The organism is Staphylococcus auricularis (assembly GCF_001500315.1).
In the GTDB taxonomy this organism is placed as follows: domain Bacteria; phylum Bacillota; class Bacilli; order Staphylococcales; family Staphylococcaceae; genus Staphylococcus; species Staphylococcus auricularis.
In genome coordinates this window covers 69,785-89,041 of the sequence record NZ_LLER01000020.1, presented here as the reverse complement: position 1 = coordinate 89,041, position 19,257 = coordinate 69,785, and the positions used below count along the sequence as shown (strand labels likewise).

The 19,257-nt window shown below is 36.3% G+C and carries 16 protein-coding genes; 7 read left to right on the top strand and 9 right to left on the bottom strand.

Annotation, left to right across the window (positions count from 1 at the left end; all coding sequences use genetic code 11):
* The first annotated feature begins 179 nt into the window (after positions 1–179).
* A complete protein-coding gene (locus APS80_RS09505) occupies positions 180–731 on the top strand; it encodes a GNAT family N-acetyltransferase (RefSeq protein WP_059108022.1) in 552 nt (183 codons plus the stop codon).
* Between the two features lie 59 nt (positions 732–790).
* On the opposite strand, the gene srtA is transcribed toward APS80_RS09505, so the two are convergent.
* On the bottom strand, positions 791–1,423 hold the full coding sequence (srtA, locus tag APS80_RS09500) for a class A sortase SrtA (RefSeq protein ID WP_059108021.1): 633 nt from the start codon (positions 1,421–1,423) through the stop codon (positions 791–793).
* A 298-nt stretch (positions 1,424–1,721) separates the two neighbouring features.
* Between srtA and APS80_RS09495 the strand changes: the two genes are divergently transcribed.
* Positions 1,722–2,210, top strand: coding sequence for a GNAT family N-acetyltransferase (locus APS80_RS09495; RefSeq protein ID WP_059108020.1), 489 nt, complete (start codon positions 1,722–1,724; stop codon positions 2,208–2,210).
* A gap of 299 nt (positions 2,211–2,509) precedes the next feature.
* Here the strand turns inward: APS80_RS09495 and sdaAA are convergent, their stop codons facing one another.
* The 3 genes from sdaAA to APS80_RS09480 are packed head-to-tail and all read right to left on the bottom strand — an operon-like array spanning position 2,510 to position 5,167.
* Entirely contained in the window at positions 2,510–3,400 is an 891-nt protein-coding gene (gene sdaAA / locus APS80_RS09490) for an L-serine ammonia-lyase, iron-sulfur-dependent, subunit alpha (protein ID WP_059108019.1), read from the bottom strand.
* A 12-nt stretch (positions 3,401–3,412) separates the two neighbouring features.
* Positions 3,413–4,090, bottom strand: a complete 678-nt coding sequence (gene sdaAB, locus APS80_RS09485; protein WP_059108018.1) for an L-serine ammonia-lyase, iron-sulfur-dependent subunit beta — start codon at positions 4,088–4,090, stop codon at positions 3,413–3,415.
* A 39-nt stretch (positions 4,091–4,129) separates the two neighbouring features.
* Positions 4,130–5,167, bottom strand: coding sequence for a PTS sugar transporter subunit IIC (locus APS80_RS09480; protein WP_059108017.1), 1,038 nt, complete (start codon positions 5,165–5,167; stop codon positions 4,130–4,132).
* 774 nt (positions 5,168–5,941) lie between these two features.
* Between APS80_RS09480 and APS80_RS10790 the strand changes: the two genes are divergently transcribed.
* Entirely contained in the window at positions 5,942–6,208 is a 267-nt protein-coding gene (locus APS80_RS10790) for a hypothetical protein (protein ID WP_142381994.1), read from the top strand.
* A gap of 131 nt (positions 6,209–6,339) precedes the next feature.
* Here APS80_RS10790 and APS80_RS09475 read toward each other — a convergent pair whose 3' ends face one another.
* Positions 6,340–6,912: a TetR/AcrR family transcriptional regulator gene (locus APS80_RS09475; RefSeq protein ID WP_059108016.1), complete on the bottom strand. Its 573-nt coding sequence runs from the start codon at positions 6,910–6,912 to the stop codon at positions 6,340–6,342.
* 148 nt (positions 6,913–7,060) lie between these two features.
* Between APS80_RS09475 and APS80_RS09470 the strand changes: the two genes are divergently transcribed.
* From APS80_RS09470 to APS80_RS09455, 4 genes are all read left to right on the top strand, one after another.
* The gene (locus APS80_RS09470) at positions 7,061–8,578 is read left to right on the top strand and encodes an MDR family MFS transporter (protein ID WP_059108015.1); all 1,518 of its coding nucleotides are present in this window, start codon (positions 7,061–7,063) and stop codon (positions 8,576–8,578) included.
* A 1-nt stretch (position 8,579) separates the two neighbouring features.
* Positions 8,580–9,332 (top strand): DUF4811 domain-containing protein, encoded by a 753-nt coding sequence (locus tag APS80_RS09465; protein ID WP_059108014.1) that lies wholly within the window; start codon positions 8,580–8,582, stop codon positions 9,330–9,332.
* A gap of 446 nt (positions 9,333–9,778) precedes the next feature.
* Positions 9,779–10,636 carry a helix-turn-helix domain-containing protein gene (locus APS80_RS09460; RefSeq protein ID WP_059108013.1) on the top strand — a complete coding sequence of 286 codons (858 nt, stop codon included), beginning with the start codon at positions 9,779–9,781 and terminating at the stop codon, positions 10,634–10,636.
* Between the two features lie 208 nt (positions 10,637–10,844).
* On the top strand, positions 10,845–11,876 hold the full coding sequence (locus APS80_RS09455; protein WP_142381995.1) for a hypothetical protein: 1,032 nt from the start codon (positions 10,845–10,847) through the stop codon (positions 11,874–11,876).
* 117 nt (positions 11,877–11,993) lie between these two features.
* Here APS80_RS09455 and APS80_RS10650 read toward each other — a convergent pair whose 3' ends face one another.
* The 4 genes from APS80_RS10650 to APS80_RS09435 form a co-directional block, all read right to left on the bottom strand.
* Positions 11,994–14,183 (bottom strand): bifunctional glycosyltransferase/CDP-glycerol:glycerophosphate glycerophosphotransferase, encoded by a 2,190-nt coding sequence (locus APS80_RS10650; protein ID WP_083498198.1) that lies wholly within the window; start codon positions 14,181–14,183, stop codon positions 11,994–11,996.
* A gap of 304 nt (positions 14,184–14,487) precedes the next feature.
* Positions 14,488–15,354, bottom strand: coding sequence for a UTP--glucose-1-phosphate uridylyltransferase GalU (gene galU, locus APS80_RS09445; protein ID WP_059108011.1), 867 nt, complete (start codon positions 15,352–15,354; stop codon positions 14,488–14,490).
* 2 nt (positions 15,355–15,356) lie between these two features.
* Positions 15,357–17,207 carry a DUF6270 domain-containing protein gene (locus APS80_RS09440; protein ID WP_059108010.1) on the bottom strand — a complete coding sequence of 617 codons (1,851 nt, stop codon included), beginning with the start codon at positions 17,205–17,207 and terminating at the stop codon, positions 15,357–15,359.
* 27 nt (positions 17,208–17,234) lie between these two features.
* Positions 17,235–19,253, bottom strand: coding sequence for a CDP-glycerol glycerophosphotransferase family protein (locus APS80_RS09435; RefSeq protein ID WP_059108009.1), 2,019 nt, complete (start codon positions 19,251–19,253; stop codon positions 17,235–17,237).
* Positions 19,254–19,257: the final 4 nt, after the last annotated feature.

Here is a 19,257-nt window from a genome sequence, read left to right as displayed (position 1 = left end):
CTCTCTTCTTATTGCTTTAACTGTATCAAATTGTATAGGCGCTTGCCACTTTATTTCATTTTAGACAAAGTCACTTTGTTCAAATTTAAAATATTTTATATTTTCTAATAATTTATCGCTATATTGATAAAATTCGTGTACAATAAAGCATAACCATCGGGGATTAGAGGAGGCATTTTATGGAGCAAAAAGATTTAAGCTGTTCATCAGGACGCTTAGAAATAAGACCGATCGCGTATTCGGATTACGAAAGTTGGCTTGAAGGATTTTTAAATCGAAGTCCTTCTAAGCATCCATATGACCAAGGATTGATCGATATGTCTGAATGTACACAGGAATGGTTTGAGGCTTTAGTCGATAAACATCAAGCGCTCATGAAGGAAGATGACATGTATATTTTCGCTATTTTTGATCAATTAGGAAATCATCTTGGCATGTTAGATATCGTCACGATTCAACGCGCAAACTTTAACTGGGGTGAAATTGGTTATTTTGTACATAATCAGTTTTGGAGACAGGGTTATGCTTTTGAAGCCATATCTAAAATCTTACCTTTAGTAAATGAGCGACTCGAATTTCATCGTATTGAAGCGCATGTCAATATCGATAATGATCCATCAATCAACTTACTCAAGAAAGTAGGTTTTGAATACGAATGTACACGTAAAGCTTTCATTTATGAAAATGGCGCATGGACAGATAATAAGATTTTCTATATTAATTTAGATTAAAGATGACATCAAAAAACGAGGCTCACGCGATATGGTGAACCTCGTTATCCTTCAATAAATTAAGATGCGACTTCTTCAGCGACAAAGATTTTTCGTGTATCCCACATGCCTGTTTCTGGATTAAAATCATCACATGTAATCAATGTGAGTTGTTGTTTATCTGAATCTTGTTCGTCTAATACCTTCACATCATCGGGTTTAACATCAAATATTTTTGTGATTTTGTACGTGCGTTTTTCATCGTCGATGGTTAAATTCACTTTACTGCCTTTTTTAGCAGCAGGGAGATTTGAGAATTGATAATCGTCGCTATCTGTAAATGTATGACCTGCGATGGCTACGTTTTGATCTTGCATAGATTCGTCTTCTTCAGCAAAGCTAACGCCACGATCTAACTGTTCTGGTGTTGCTGGTCCAGGGTAAACAGGCTCTTTGATATCAGCTGCTGGAATAGAGATATAACCGGCCATCTTAGATTTGTCTTTTGGAATTTCTAACTTTTTCTTCTCATTACTTTTTTCTTCTGACTGCTGATCGGAAGCGTTACTTTCTTTATCATAGTTTTCAATTTTATCTTCATTTTCTTTATTTTGTAAGTAATTATCGATATGTGGCTTAGCAAAAAGATAAATGGCCACGAGTATTAAGATGACGCCAACAATTGTTAGCACCCAATCCAACCACTTTCTCATCGTTCATTTCCTTTCATGTTGAGATCTACGCCTACCTTTTAAAACTTAAAAAAGATATCACTGGTAGATCCTACTTTTTACTTTAATATCATTAGTATAGCATGACTTGAGTTTAAAGTGACAGCGGACGTTTTTGAATTAATGATATCACCGGTCAGCTAGCCAACGATATACATTCATTCGTACACTTTTTTTCTGCTAATATTTTCAAATCGTGATTTCGACACTTCAATATGTGTTATCATCATACTATGTTTTATGATTAAAGATTAATAATATGACTTAGGAGGTGTTTCTCGTGATTAGACAAGCGACTGCCCATGATTTACCTGAAATACTAGATATCTATAATGACGCCATATTGCATACTACTGCGGTTTACACTTATCAACCGGTCACATTGGAAGAACGCCAGCGATGGTTTGACCAGAAACAGCAACAACAACTCCCTGTCTTTGTATTTGAAGAAGCAGGACAGGTTGCAGGTTTTGCGACGTATGGTTCCTTCAGAGATTGGCCTGCCTACCTCTATACCATTGAACATTCTATTTACGTAAGTCCACATTTTCAGGGGCAAGGGATTGCATCACAGTTACTCGACACACTGATCAACTATGCCAAAGATCATCATTATCAAACGATTGTTGCGGGAATTGATGCACATAATGCTGCGAGTATTGCATTACATGAGAAATTTGGCTTTACACATGCCGGCACATTGTCGAAAGTGGGATACAAATTTGACCAGTGGCTCGACTTAGCCTTTTATCAATTACAGTTAAAATAAAAATGATGCATCTCCTGATATTGAACCAGGACATGCACCATTATTTATTTTGTCTCAAGTGAATAAGTAACCTTACATACGTATATAGGAAAACAATCATGATACTGATTGATATTGATTTTAATAAACGATTTTGCCACGTGCCATCAACCGTAAAATAATATGTCAAAATCGTATTGATGGTGAGCGTGATAAAAAGTATAGCTAACTTAAAAAGCACCCATCCCCACTCCTTTACATCAGTTTAGTGGGTTGGATGCTTTTTTTCAATAGTAAATGAAAGCGATCACACTTTTATTTTATGATTTGACGTTTTCTTCGCCAAAGATTTTACGTTTAATTTCTTGTCCAGTTGGTGTACCAGCAAGACCGCCCATACCTGTTTCACGTAATGAAGAAGGTAAGTTTCTACCAACTTTATCCATTGCTTCGATAACTTCATCAACTGGGATACGACTTTCCACACCAGCTAATGCTAAGTCTGCTGAAATTAATGCGTTACCTGAACCAATAGCATTACGCATGACACATGGGATTTCAACTAATCCGGCAACTGGGTCACAGACAAGTCCAAGTAAGTTTCCGATTGCAATGGCCATCGCATGACCAGATTGTTCAGCAGTACCCCCTGAAATTTGAACTGCTGCTGATGCTGCAATCGCTGAAGCTGAACCGACCTCAGCTTGACAGCCACCTGTCGCACCGGCAACGCTGGCATTGTTTGCGACAACTTTACCACAAAGTGCAGCTGCGAATAAGAAATCAATCAATTGTTCATCATCAAAGCCGTGTGTTTTTTCTAATTTGAAAATAACACCTGGAATCGTACCTGATGAACCAGCTGTTGGTGTAGCACAAATAATACCCATCGCTGCGTTAACTTCGTTTGTTGCAACTGCGCCTTTCACCGCTTCAATCATTTCTTGTCCTGCTAATGGATGTTCGTTTTCGCTGTATTTTTGTAATCTGATGGCATCTTGCCCTGTATAACCTGTTACACTTTTTACGCCTTCACCTGTTGTACCTTTTTTAACAGCATCTCTCATTACTTCTAAGTTAGATCTCATTTGTTCTCTAACTTCTTCTCTTGGTTGTCCTTGAAGATCCATCTCTTCTTCGATCATCATTTCGGAAAATGATTTATTATGTTCAGTTGCATAATCTATTATCTCTTTCATAGATTCAAACATGATAACACCTCTTTATTTAATATACGAAAAGACTATGTCACTATATTTATTTCTTATACGTTCTAGGAGGTCAGGATCTAAACTTTTATTTAGATTGCACGCTAAGAGCCAACCTTCTTTTTTAATCGTTTTAATTTGTTCATTGATGTCGACATTCCAGTCAATCAAATCGTTAATTAAATGGTTAATTTGTGCATTATCTGTTTGACCATCAACGACTAAAATGGGTAGTCCGTGATTCATCAAAATACATAATCCATTTACATTGATACTTTTAATTTTAATTGTACCGCCACCGATAGAAATACCATTGACTTCAACGTGACGATCGCCTGCATCTGCTTTAATCAATGCACAGTTAGGATGTTCCCCTAGACTTGAACCAGATTCTTCGATGATTTCAACTTCAATTCCTTTGTCTTCTGCGATTTCTAAAGCTTCTCGAATACGCGTGTCAAATGTACTAAAACCAATTGCTCCCCCAACTGTAGCTTTATCTGTACCATGACCAGAATGTGTTGCTGCAAATGATTCGTAATAATGTACCTCAATTCGTTCTGGCTCTGCTTGTAAAACAGAATAAACTGCGTTACCGATTTTTACAGCGCCTGCGGTATGTGAACTTGAAGGTCCAATCATGACGGGCCCAATCACATCGAAGGCACTTTGATAATCTTGTTTACGCGCCATAACTACTTCATCTCCCTTAATTTTAATATGCCCTATGCATTAATTTGCTTGGTTTTGTGTACTTTGTGCTTTGAAGTTAAAATTAATAAGATTGAATTTCTTAATAATTTTACTGATGATATATCCTAATACGAGACTGACAATGATGACAGTGACAATGGTTACAACGGCACGTACCGGTTCGTTAAAGCCGAACAATACGATTGCACCAGCAATTGGTGTTGCCATACCTGTAACATTGATCACAAGACCACTAAATGTCACGATACAAGCATTGACCATTCCAACAAGGGCGTTCGCACCATAAAGTTGTAATGGATACTTAGCAATTAAATCAATTTGAGTTAATGGTTCAACGGCAACTGCAAATGCTTTAGAACCATTGCCACCAAGATTTAATTGTTTGAACATCATGAGGTTGACGAATGAACTACCTGTACAAGCTAATGCACCGATAGCCATTGGAACACCAGTTAAGCCAAGTAAGCTTGTTAATACCATTGAACTTAGTGGCGTCATACCTGTAACCGGAATAATCAATCCTAGAATAATAGCTAACGCATAAGGATGATCATCACCGACTGCTGTAACCGCACCACCAATTTGTTGTAAGAGTGCTGTTACTCCAGGGCTAATAATTGTAGCAAGTAAGAATGTAAGTGCAGGTGCAATTAAGATAACTACAATTAAATCGAGTCCTTCTGGTACTTTTTTCTCTAAAAATTTAACCCCAAATGATATGATATAGGCTGCTAGAAATGCTGGCAACAATTTGAAATCATGTAACACTAAACCAACAATAACAGCAAAAACAGGAGAAATACCCATTTTCGTACAAGTAAGGAAACCAACAGCTACCCCACTTAAACTACCAGCTAAATCCCCAATTTTTTGTAGAAACTCAATGTCGAACACGCCGCCAATCGCATAGCTTAAGAATGCTTGCGGTAGAAACGTCGCACACGCGGCACCCGAAAGTGCTTGTAAACCTTCCTTACCATAAGGCGCAAAATTTAAAAACAACGTCATCGCTAAAAGCACGATGAGTAGTGTGCCGGTCCCTAAAACAATATCCATTTCCCAATTACCTCTTTTCAGTTTTCTTTATAATTTATTTGTAATTCACAAATATCTATAAATAATAAGTAAGCGATTTCAAATAATATAATACTATAAACATCATATTTTTGTGAAGCGATTCACAAATCATTCCCGATGTAAAATATCCCTTTTGAAGTGTTAAGTGTGTTTATTAATCAAATCGCCTTCATTGAGACCTAAAAAAGACGCATAGTGGAAATTTTAATTGGAAAATTCATCGGTAAACCACTTTTTTATGCTGTTTTATCACTAAGTTGTCACAAATTGTTCATAGTTAGAAACCACTTAAATTTATTTTAATCCATTGCAAACGGTAACATTTTTACTATGATTTTTAAATGTATTTAAATCACTTTTTGGTTTATTTTGAAAAAGTAATTGTATATTTGCTACAAAATTCAATAAGCAAATATTTTCGGAAAATTAAAAAAGATAACACATTTTCCGTCTTTCTAAAAAAGCAAATTGGAGGATAAATAATAACTGTAGTTTAATATTATCTATACTTATATTCTAACATAGATAAATATAAAGTTACACAAAACCTAAATTATTAAGCAATTAACCCTATTCACAATTATTTGACAATTGAAGAATGGTGTGTGCAAGTCACTTTTAACGAATAATGATGAAGTTTGCATTCGTTCTGTCACATTTCCCCATGTTTTATAAAAAATACGTAAATTTTTTGTAAAATCGAACTAAACGTTCGCTATTCATAATATAATGTAGGCAAAGAGGTGATATATCATGATAAAAAAATCTCAATGGTCCAACTTACTGAGTTTAGCTATCGCAGCATTGTGTTTTTTATTTATTATCGCTGTCGTCCTCTTTCTGTTAGATGCCTTTCATATTAATACTTCTGGCGCTTCTTATATTATCACGTTAGGTAACTGGTCTTTCGTGAGTTTTTTCCAATATGATCTCTACAACGGGTTATTCACCTTGTTCGCAATCATTACACTGGTTTTATTCTGTATAGAAAGTGTTCATATATGTTATTCCATGCACTAAGATGATTTTAAAGAACTTATATTAAGCTTTATCTTACATAGTGCTTCATAAAAAAGGAGACGAACTTCAACCGAATGGGTTGGAGTCGTCTCCTTTTTGTTTTATATCAAAATGGGTCCTTACTACACATCCTATAATCCTATAGCCTTTTTTAATCCTACGAGTTGAATATCACGCAGTGTCGCCGCCACTTCATCAATATCTATATGATCTTTATTATTGGACCAATATTGGAAGGTCTTAATCAGAATAACAAAGACATATTCTCTCACTAAATCTCCACGTACTTTTGACACGTGTTGCATTTCCTCTAACGCAAAAAAGCGTTTAGCAATTTCATTTTTTAATTTCATTTCAAAGCTTGAATCTCCATTACGCCCGAGTAATCGCTGTATAGCTAAAGAGTATGGCTCTAATGATTGGAAAATTTGTTTGTACATTTCCACATTAAAGATATTTTCTCCTGGAAATTGTTGCTGTAATTTTATTCTTTCATCATTGATATGACTCACAATCATTTCTTCAATTTCTGAAAGCAAATCATATTTATCTTCATAATATCTGTAAAAAGTACTTCGAGTCACTTCTGCTTGTTCAACAATTTGGTTCACCGTAATTAAATCAAATTTCGTATGTTCTAGTAATGCAATTAAACTTTCTCTGATATTGCGCTGAGTCAAATTTGTCTTTCTTTCATACCCCATATGTTGCCTCCTTTTCAAACTCAATATAACACAAAATAATACATATTGTTCGAAATTGTACAAGGCATTTCATTTTGTACTGTCTTCGTAACCTAAACCTTGCTATAGTGCCAAAGTATTCAATATAAGAAATTTAGGAGGCTTGTTCATGTCTACTCAAGCAAATCACAATAGACATTTAGATATTCATGGTCAACCTTATCGACCAACCGTAATCATGAGTATCATTTTGTTAGCTACCTTTGCGGGTGCACTCATGCAAACGTCTTTAGGTACTGCATTACCGACCTTAATGGAAGATTTCGATATCGACTTTAGCACTGCTCAACAAGCAACGACGTGGTTCTTACTTGCTAACGGTATCATGGTTCCATTATCTGCATTTCTCGCAACTCGAATCTCGACCAAATGGTTACATGTCAGTTCATATGCCATTTTACTCTTAGGTTTAATCTTAACCGCTATCGTACCTTCTCAAACAGAAGGATGGGCACTATTCCTTACTGGACGTATTGTAACAGCCGTTGCAGTTGGAATTATGTTGCCACTGATGCAAATTATCATCATTAACATGTTTCCACCAAATCGACGTGGTGTGGCGATGGGATTAAGTGGCTTAGCTGTCGGCCTTGCCCCTGCCATGGGTCCTACCTTTGCTGGATGGATCCTCAATAAAGATCACGTGCTACTTGGCATTACGATTACAGATTCATGGAGAAACATCTTCGTCTTACCGATCATCATTGTCGCAATCGCATTTGTATTAAGTTTCTTCTTCATGAAAGACGTCATTCCAAATCGCAAATTGAAATTAGATATCTATTCACTCGTACTTTCATGTATCGGACTCGGCCTGTTCTTATGGGGCTTTTCAAACGTTGCGACAGAAGGATGGGGTAGCGTAGGCTACGTCATTTTACCTATTATTGCGAGTGTAATTATTTTAACGTTCTTTGTAATTAGACAGTTAAAATCTTCAGATCCGTTCTTAGATTTACGCGTCTTTAAAACTAAAGGCTTCACGATCGCAACTATCGGATTGATTGTCGTCACAATGGCAATGTTCGGTGTTGAAATGATGTTACCGACGTACTTACAAAATATTCACGGGTTTACGCCTTTTGAATCAGGATTAACGTTATTAGCTGGCGCGCTCATGTTAGGCTTTATCTCACCGATTTCCGGTGCGCTTTATAACAAAGTCGGCATTAAACGCTTAGCTTTCGCAGGCTTCACGATATTGACGCTTGCATCGATTCCATTTGGCTTTTTAACCGATCACACATCACCTACATTAATTCTAATACTTTACGCAGTTCGTATGTTCGGTGTTGCCATTTTGATGATGCCATTAACTACGAATGCGATGGACGCCCTTTCTACTGAAAAAGGTACGCATGGTACAGCGGTGAATAATACAGCAAGACAAGTTGCCTCATCTATCGCGGTCGCATTACTCACATCTATTACGCAAAATATGATTAATAATCACATGCCAGCATCTAGTTTAAAAGAAAGCAATCCATTAAAATTTGCTGAACTCGCGCAACAAGCTTCAGTAGACGGCTTTAATACCGCATTTATCATCGGTATTGGCTTTGCCTTAGTCGGTGTCATTATCGTACCGTTCTTGAAAATGAATTCAACAGAAAGTGAGGAGAAATAACATGATAGTAACGATTGTCTTAGCCTTATGTGTCTTTGCGAGTTGGCTCTTAATTCCTCATAAAATCACACGGTATATTTTAGGAACGTTAGCTACTCTTGCGTTGCTACTTCAAGTTATTGCGATTACTGCAAACATGACGCACCACTGGGGTATGGAAAAACAAGTTACAACTTCAGATAAAAAAGAAATCTATAGTGCAGGAGATCAAAAATTACCTACTAACCTACTGATTACCAATGAAATTGGGGAAGACACAGATAACTATGTCATGGTTTTCAAAAATAACGAAGATGATAAAGAAGCAAAACCCCATTTTAAACCTAATATGGATAAATCACACATGTCAGAAGCAGTGAAAAAACAAGCGAAATATGAAGTGAAAGATACGGATCAAGCCACACAACAAACAACGAAAGAAGAATGGGTCTGGAAATCCGATTTCTATAAATTTTTACTGAACTTTGGTGACGATCAGCAGGAATTAATTCAATCTACGACGACTGTAACTGTACCCAAAGACACATGGGTCGTGCTTAATGCTGACCAAGCGAAAAAACTACAACAATCTCAAAAAGATGCACAGCAACAAAAGGATCCTAAAAAACAACAACAAATGGCTCAGCAGTTAGCAATGAAATACAAAAAACAACATCCAGATGCTTCAGAACAACAAGTTAAAGATTATGTTGAACATCAAACACAAATCCAAGTGACGAAACAAATCAAACAGATGATCTCTGACCAAGATTAATGCTATAGATTGTAAATATAGGAATTTTCTGAAATTAATATTGTCACATCATACGTATAGTTATATAATAAATATGAAAACAGGCAGCCATATGATAGCACTGTGTTAATGTTTACATTGACACCTATACTTAATCATTTACACTCACATTCATCGTCATTATCATAGCTTGGGCTGCCTTGTTTTCTTTACATATTGAATTCTACAATCCATATTACTTATTTTGAGATCTATTCATAAATAAATGCTCATTTTTTTATTTTTATCCCCTTTTTTATTACTACGATTCGAATTCAGTTACTTTCTTATTAATAAAAACACCCTTTTATACATAAAAACTATCTTTTTATGAAAATTTATTTCTCAGTGATCATAGATGCAAGCGTAAATTGTAAAATATCCCTAATACAACCAGAAGATTTTTACGACAAAAGGTGATTTTATTTATGGCTATCTCAACACTAACCATTCATAGTAATATACATACCACTCTACAACGTTGTATCGATGAAGTAATTATTTTGTTCCCGTTATCGTATCATTGCAGTATTACGAGAAATGGCAAACATTATAATATCCATTCTGGCATCATTATTAATAATTCAGATCTTTACCAAATTCACGACAGCAAAGACTTGGTTGAACTACGTATTCCATTAGCCTGGTTTGTGAAACGTTTTGATGATATCTCTCATTCTTACTTTGATTTTGCACAAATTCAAAGCCCTTTCGAACTGAAATCACTCATTTTACAAAATGTGTCACCGAAGTTTATGAATAAAACGATTGAAACAAGTAACGTTCTTAAAATTATTGATTTTTTAATTAAAGAAGCACGTATTCCGCTAACCCAAGTGTATATGCCTGTGGTTAAAACTGAAAAACCTTTAATACGTAAACTATTAGCGTTTACGAACCAACACATCTATGAAAATATCTCAACTTCAGATTTAAGTCAGCACTTTTTCATTTCACAATCTTATATCTCAATTTTATTCAGTAAACATTTAGGAATGAATTACAAGGATTATGTCGCATCGTTGCGTATATCTCTTTCTTTATTAGATTTAACTCAGAACGGACTGATGTTGAATGAGGTCTTCCATAAATTTAGTTATACCAATATGGCTACTTTTACGAAACAATTTCAACGGTACCTCTATCAAACGCCGCGACAATATACAATGGACTATCGCGCACTTCACCTTAAAACCAAGGTGACTTGCAGATTCTTCCATTCGACTATGCCGCGTACCACGAAGATATACAGAAATTACAATCTCAACTCAATGAAGTTGAAGTGAGAAGTTTGCACCTCAAAAATTTAAAAGAAGTGCACTCCATTCCACCGATCGAAACTTACATACACGTGACTATCTTGCTGATTTAGTTAAATACACGCACCAGTATTTTAATCACTTTGAACTGAAACGGTTCGCTGCGCCAAATCTGCTCATTCGTCATTTAACTGACTCAGATTTTGAAGAACTACATTCTTATTATGCGTTAATTGTGTTAAAGGAGTTGATCGACAACGGTTGTCATGTGACGTTTCAGCTCGACTCCATTGCGCTTTACCATCGTTGCGAACAGTTTTTATCAAAGCTGTTAGATGCGGGAACCATCACTACACAACACTTTGCTTCCCTTACATTACTATTTAACAGTGCACAAACCCCGTTAAATGATATCGCTCTGATTCGAAGAAGTGCTCAAAGCAAATTACCTTCTATTCGTTTCGCATATATCATTGATCATTATTTAACTGAGACGAAACTATCAGACTATACGTTAGAATCATTAAAATCGGTCAGTATCGATTTTTATTTTATCGAATCTGACCTTATCACTTTTAACCAGTACTTATGTGTGAACGCTGAACAATATCACACGACTTCAAGCATTAAAGACAACATTCAACAGTTTATTAAACAATTTGGAACAGAGGCAAAGCAACTTGTGTTTAACCAAATGACACATAGTGGTATTCGTGCATATTTTGAATCCCATTGTCACTTAATCAATGTACATCTAACTCAATTTATTATCGAAATTAGTCAGCACATTGGAGGCCTCGGTTATCCGATTCAGTCAGAGGATAAAGATCAGATCACCTTACTCAATCACCATCTTTGTAAAATGCCGGTCGTGCACATCTATCAACTGTTAAGACAATTTATCGGCTATCAAGTCATGTGGACCCCTTTTGGGATTGTGAGTAAACGCGACAATCAGTACCATTTATTGCTCTTTGGCGCCACAGAATACAATGATGAACAACGCGTCTCTCGGTTAGTAAAGGTCTACCATGAAACACAATCACAAACGACGATTTTTACACGTGTATTAAACCAAGAATTCGGTACGATTGAAAATGCTATCCCATCGACTATGGATCATGTGTACTTAAATCCTTCCATTATCGAAGCTTTAAATGAATCGAATCATATGAGTGCTAAGATTGAAACACTCAAACACAATGGCTATTTTGAGATTAAACTTCAAAATCATTCATTACACTATAAAACTTTTTTACACTATTAAAAAGAGTGGCCATGAAATCCACGTTCAATAGATGTATTTCCTCGTGCCACTCTTTTATTGATTGACGACAAATCTCTTTATAAGTTTTTTCTTCTAATCTTTAGTGTTATTACTCAATTATGATGGTGGGTTACTTACCGCTTCATCTCCTAATATTTCCCGGGTAATACGGTCTCCGATTTGTTTAGCAGCTGTCCCTTGTTCCAAATGACAAAAGCGATCCGCAAATGCTTTGATTTGATCTTTATACGTCGCTTCAATTTGAGTTAGGTCTTTCAGTTGTTGTGTTAATGTATGCGCATCTTTGATGATTGGACCAGGCAATTCATGTAAGTAATCCATATAGAAACCGCGTAATGCTTCATCATATTTTTCTAAATCATAAGCGAAAAAGAATTGCGGACGTTGTAAGATCCCGTAATCAAACATGACGGATGAATAATCTGTGATTAATGCATCACTGATTAAAAATAACTCGGACACATCGTCATACTCAGACACATCATACGCAAAATGCTCATATCCAGTAAGATCTAATTGTTCAGCTATCAGATAATGCATGCGTAACAACAGCACGGTATCATCACCGAGTTGTTCATACATGTCAGCGAGATCAATCTTCAACTGAAAGGCATATTTTCCTTTTTCAATATATTCATCATCCCGCCAAGTTGGTGCGTACATGATGACTTTTTTGCCTAAAGGTATATTTAAATTGGCTTTAATGTGCTGGATATAACCTGTATCATGCTGATGATTCACGATGACATCATTACGTGGATAGCCCGTCTCTAATATACGTTCGGGCTCCATCCAAAACGCCGATTGGAAAATCTCAGTTGAATAGCGATTCGGTGAAATCAAATAATCCCAACGTGCAGTTTCCTTTCTGAAGTTAATTTTATATTGAGCAGTCGTTGTACCTGGCATACGCACATGGGTCATATCCCCTGCTAACCGTTTCAATGGGGTACCGTGCCAAGTTTGATAGTACGTTTGATTATCTTTCTTATTGAGTGTAGGTGCTAAACGCGCGTTCGTAATCCAGTGGCTCGCTGTAGCATATGCTTTGTAATAAGCATCTGATCCCTTCAACACTTTCGTTACAGGCCCAGGCACCTCGTGTTTCAAATGATCTTTAAATACCCAGATATAGTGAAATTGCGGATAGTGATGCATCATATATTCATAAATATATTTTGGACTATCACTATAATTTTTCCCGTTAAAGCTTTCAAAGACAATCGTATGAAGCTCAACTTTCGCGTCACGATCATACAGCTGGTATTTCGATAAAGCCTTTCCTTTACCGCCTATAATGAGACGCTTCACATGTTTTACGACATATCTCAACGTGCTAAACCGTTTGACCATTTGAGGACGGCCACAATATACGAGTAGCATGCTTGCGATAAATAATGGACGTTTTGTTTGTAAAATCTGACGTAGTGTACTTTTAACTACCGCTTGTAACAATGGAAAATGTTGATCATAACGTACTTTGATGTCTTCAAGTGAAGGATTAAATGCATCCATGAGTAGGTGCACCATCCGTTTTTTCAATATCATTCGATGGACTGATTGCGATGCAAGTTTTAAACTACGGAAAAAACTCGTCCCATAATCTTTAAATTGTGTATCAAAATCTTTCATAGACAGATTTGGATTTTCAAATGGATAAATGACCTCACCTCTGTAGTAAAAATGAGCACCTTCGACATATTTAAATCGTTCAACGTATTTCAAATACTGCAACATGAACGGTTGATCGATGAAGATAGCTAAACATGTATCAAATTGAAGGTGATGTCCTTTTATGATAGACGTTTTAAGCACGATGTTACATACGGTTTCATCACGTAATAAGTATTGTGTCTCAGCAGTTGAAGTTAGTGTGTGAACTAATACTTCAGACGTATCGAGTGTTTCAGGACGATCAGTACTGAAAGTTGAAATCGGCGCAACCAATGCATCTTGATGCTCAATGTGTGCTAAATAAAATTCGACACTATAGGGCGCTAAAATATCATCTGCGTCGACAAACATTAAATAGGGTGTTGTTACTTGTTCGAGACCTTTATTTCTCGCTACAGCATGACCATAGTTATCATCTAATTTGATGTGAATGTTAGGTTGATCATACTGTTTAAGTAACGTCGTGACGATTTGTTCTGAGTTATCCGTTGATCCGTCATTGATCAAGATCAGTTCAAAATCCCGTTCCGTTTGTTGTAAAATGCTTTCCAAACAAAGTTGGATGTTCTCTTGATTATTGTAATACGGAACAATGAGAGATAGTTTTTTCATATTAACCCGCTTCCTCTTTAATAGAAGTTAATATATGTGATTAACCTAAATATATTTCTCATAATTATATATACATCAACCATCAATAACAAGTCATAACGTTGCAACTTCTAGTAAAAATGGTTAAATCTTTATTACTATAGTTAGATGAGTTGTCTACATTATATTTTGTCTTTCTATTCTAGACACTTTTTTAAATCTGACAAAATAGACAAAAAAATCCACCTCAACTCGGAGGTGGGTTTAACTCATCATTTCATCTGTTTCCACATGCTACTACCGCATGACAATTCAAAATCTATCATTAATTTAATTTTTGTTGCATAAAACGCATGACTTCATCTTTCATTTCTTCGTCACGCAATGCATATTCGATTGTCGTTTTCACAAAACCAATCTTTTCACCAACATCGTAACGTTGACCTTCAAAGTCATAAGCGATCACTTTCATGTCATGATTCATGCGCTCAATCGCGTCTGTCAATTGAATTTCGCCACCGCTACCTTCCGTTTGGTTCGCTAAGTAATCAAAGATTTTAGGTGATAACACATAACGACCCATGATTGCTAAATTAGAAGGTGCTGTACCTTGCGCAGGTTTTTCAACGAATTGTTTCACTTCATAACGTCTGCCGTCTTGTTGACCAGGATCAATAATACCGTAACGATGCGTATCTGATTCTGGCACAGTTTGTACGCCGATGACTGAAGCGTCATTCGCTTCATATTGTTCAATAAGCTGTTGAATCGCTGGTGTTTCAGAATCAACGATGTCATCTCCTAATAACACCGCAAAGGGTTCGTCACCGATAAACTGTTTTGCCGTATAGATTGCGTCACCTAAACCGAGTTGTTCTTTTTGACGGACATAAAAGATGTTTGCGAGATTCGTTGCGTCATGAACCTTTTCTAATAAAGTATCTTTTCCTTTGGCTTCAAGCACACTTTCTAACTCTTGTTGTCTATCAAAATGGTCTTCAATCGCGCGTTTGTGTTTACCAGTTACGATGATAATGTCTTCGATGCCTGCGCGAGCAACTTCTTCTACGATATATTGAATGGTTGGTTTGTCTAGAATCGGTAACATTTCCTTCGGCATCGCTTTCGTTGCGGGTAAAAATCTTGTGCCTAATCCAGCCGCTGGAATCAGTGCTTTTTTTACTTTTTTCATAGTCAAATTCCTTTCGCTAAATAGAGTAGTTTAATTAATTCATCAAAATAAGTTTGATAATATTTTGATTCATAATGTGAATAAGAAAAACCAAAAGGATAGTTTTTATCTGAATGGTAAGGTAAATGGGTTAAATCAAGCACCTTAACTTCAGGATAACGTGTTAACAATATATTATCTAGTTTTTCCCAATAATAGTTCGAACGTCTAGCTTGATCGAGGCTACCAAAGTTTCTAATTGTCCCATCGTCATCATAATATTGTTCCGATAACCGACCACGATTTAAAATGACGTGATTCAATGGGATGATGTTAGATAGACGAGCCATAAATGCATCAAGTATTGGAACCCATCGTGATAGAAACATCTGTTCATCTTTATAACAGTCTCTACGCCAGTCTTGAACATAATCCCTTAGCCGTTGTTCTTCTTTAATCATATAGTTATAAGTGATGTGTGCCCCGTTCGTGAGTTCAATTGTTCGCACCATCGCATCCGCATATAAATCAATAATGAGAAATTCAGGTGCTTTTTCTGCTAATTGATCAAAAAATAAATGCTTCATATCTGTCTCAATGTACTGATAATCAGGGTTCTCTTTATATAAATCTAATAATTGAGCCGGCGCTTCCGTGCCGTTAATACAACTTTCAAGCGTACTGTGAAATTGGGTATACACACAATCGATGTAACGTTTATATTGTGGGTTAAAGTAATCACTTGAATTCAACGCATTTCGAGAAAAACATGTGCCTAAGACTGCGATACGTGTTGCTGAATCATCAGCTGTCTTTGTCTTACTTCTAAGGTAAAGACTCAAAGCACCTCTCCCGTTCACATACATTGTACCTTGGATATGTGGCGTCAGTTGCACCTTAGCTTGTGTGAGCGATACATCTTCCGCCAATGATACATACGCCGCTTTTTCTTCGGTCTTTCCTACTAATAGGTCGAGATTATCGCCCTCTTTAAGATATTGTTGAATGTTCAACGTTTCATCACTGAGTCTCGCGTCACCCTCAAAGAGCGGTAATGTCGTCAATACTTGATAATCAAACATATTACCTTGGCGTTGTCTCAATGCTAAATATAAATTTAAATCTGGTGACGACGAGTTCACATGTAATGTTAGAGCTGTCTTGTCTACCTTCACTTCATTTACTTTTAACTGCTCGCTCAATCCTTTAATACGACGTTTCAAATAGTTGTGCTTCTCATGGTAATCAACCCCAGCCGCTTCAAATGTGTCATGTAATGCATGATAATATCTTGAAAGTTGGACAGGTGCTTCTGCACGATTACCTTGTTTATCGTAACGTTCTGCATATATTTTCCAGCATTGATTGACCGGATATTGTTCGATGATATCCAATACTTTTAGTGCTTCCCCTTGTAAATCAGCATTCGATAATGGGAGTGCTTCTGTATAATACTTCGACGTTTCATTCAGCATTTTACATAGCTTGAGCTGGTAATGGCATGTGCTATCTAATTGCCATACATGATGATCTAACGTTAAGATTTGGTCGAATGATTTTGGTGTCACCTTCACATGTAATTGTTGTCCTTTTGATAGCAACGTCACATCATACAGTGAGTTGAGCGTCGTAATCGTCTCATCTATCTCACATGGGATTTGAAGCTCAATGATGAGTGCAGTACCCTCTGTTACATCCGCCCCAAACCATTGCTTTAAATCAATCACCAACTTATGTCTCGTACTCCGATATGGTAGTGAATATTTCTTCACAAATTCTCCGACGCCATCAACGAAGTGATATTTTAGCTTTTCTGATGTATATTCTTTTGGGATGATTAATTTCTGATCGCGTTTTAATTTGATGTTCGTCATAATGGTCCTTTCTCACTGTTGTTCTATTTACAGTTGTTTAAGCGTTTCGAATAAAGTTTTTCTCGTTTGTGACTTCACTTCAAACAGTTTGTCATAAGAAGCTTGGTACGGCTCAATGAGTTTAAAATCATGTTCACTTATCGTTTGCAATGCCTCAAAGAATTGATCCAAGTCACTGACGACTTGTCCGATATCACGGTATTGAATCGTTTTAGATGCCACGTGATGAGAGGCGTATTTATTATATTGGTAAAAGATGACATTCTTTTGTTGGAATAGAAAATCTACGGCGACTGAAGAAAAATCAGTAATTAAACATTTACAAGAAGCGACCATGCTTGGAATATCCACTTGTTCTGTCGTTAAATATTGAATCAATGGATGTTCACTTGTTAAGTAACGCGCATATTTTTCAAACTGTGGATGCATTAAAATGTTTAATTTTAATTGATGTGCCTCTAAATAATCCACCAACCGTTTATCTGTCACTAATTCTTTAATCTTTTGATAATATTCTGTTTCTAAAAACTGCGCAACTGTAAGATTTTGGAGTCCACGTTGCCAAGTCGGCATAAATAAAATCTCATCGTTAAATTGGCGATGTTTCAACAAATTATCATGTCGCACCATACCTGTGATCAATACTTCTTCGGGCTTATAACCCAGTGTTTCACAAATGATTTGACGTTCATATTGACTATTGGCTGTAATATAATCTACGAGATAATCTTTTTTACTCAAATACGGCGCAATGTTGTGAATAATCATCCCATGTTGTATCGAGATGATTTGTTTCTCTGCCAATTCCTGTTGGTATAATTCGCGATATAATTTGCCATGATAAGGCATCATCGTTTCTTCAATGGTAAATGACGTAATATACTGATCTGCCAGCAACATCATCAACTTATGCTTGAAGCTCTTTAAATAGACCACATGCCCTAATGGTAATAATTTTTCGATTGCTTTTGTCGCAGACTTATCAATTAAATAATAAGCTGCCACTTCATTCTGATGTTTTCTCAGATATTCGAAGAAGAAATATGAGTTATCGGACGCTGTATTTGTACGTTCAGAAATAAGCCATATCGGTTTCTTTAAATCTCGTTTGATTTGTGAAGCGAGTATTTTTAATCCTGCCTTTTCTACCTTACGTGCCCACTTCTTCACTTGTCCTCTTACGTTTCTGAATTTCTGAGTCTTCTTCCACGCAGCACTTTGTCTAATATCGATATGATCCACATCATAATTGGCTTCAATGTGTTCGACTTGTTTTCGCCAATAGCTCTCACTACGATATAGTACCAATGCATTTAATGCTTCCTCATCGAAATGTTGCTCGAGTAAACGGTAGAATAAATACATTTCTGACGTTTCTTCCTCTTTAAAACTAGGGCAGACCGCAATGAGCTTTCTTATACTATCAAATGTACGTTGTTGCAGCGCTTGAGAGATGTCCTTTTCAAATGATTTATGATTAAATATACGCTCTACATATTGAATCATGGCACTGTCATCAATAAAACAATGCGCAAAGGTAGTCGCAGGAACATGGTCAATTAAATCATTGAAACCATACAATATATCCTCTTTGTACCACAGATTACGCAAGTCGCGGCCAATATAGTTCGATTCGATATAAAGTTTATGACTCGATTCTAACTGTGCGAGATAATATTTTGCGATTAATGATTGTTCAGGATATGCATTGGCTTTGATAATGATACTTGAAAATAACTCCCGCACATCCGACGTCGTAAAGTCATATAATGTAATCGCATCGATATTTTTTAGTGTGAGTTTAGCGATATCCACTTGTTGCGCTTCCATTTGTCGTATCGCCTCTACGACAGCTGTTGCTTCAAATGCAAAATCAACATTATTATAAAAGATGTAATCATATTCAGTGAAATCCACTTCGAGATTTGGCTTTGAATCTGCTGGATTGTAAACAATCGTATGATCAAACAGATCTTGTTGTTCAAAGCGTAAAAATTGTGTGATATTGCGATTCTGATTATGGAATAGAAGTTGTAGTATCCGCATTTCG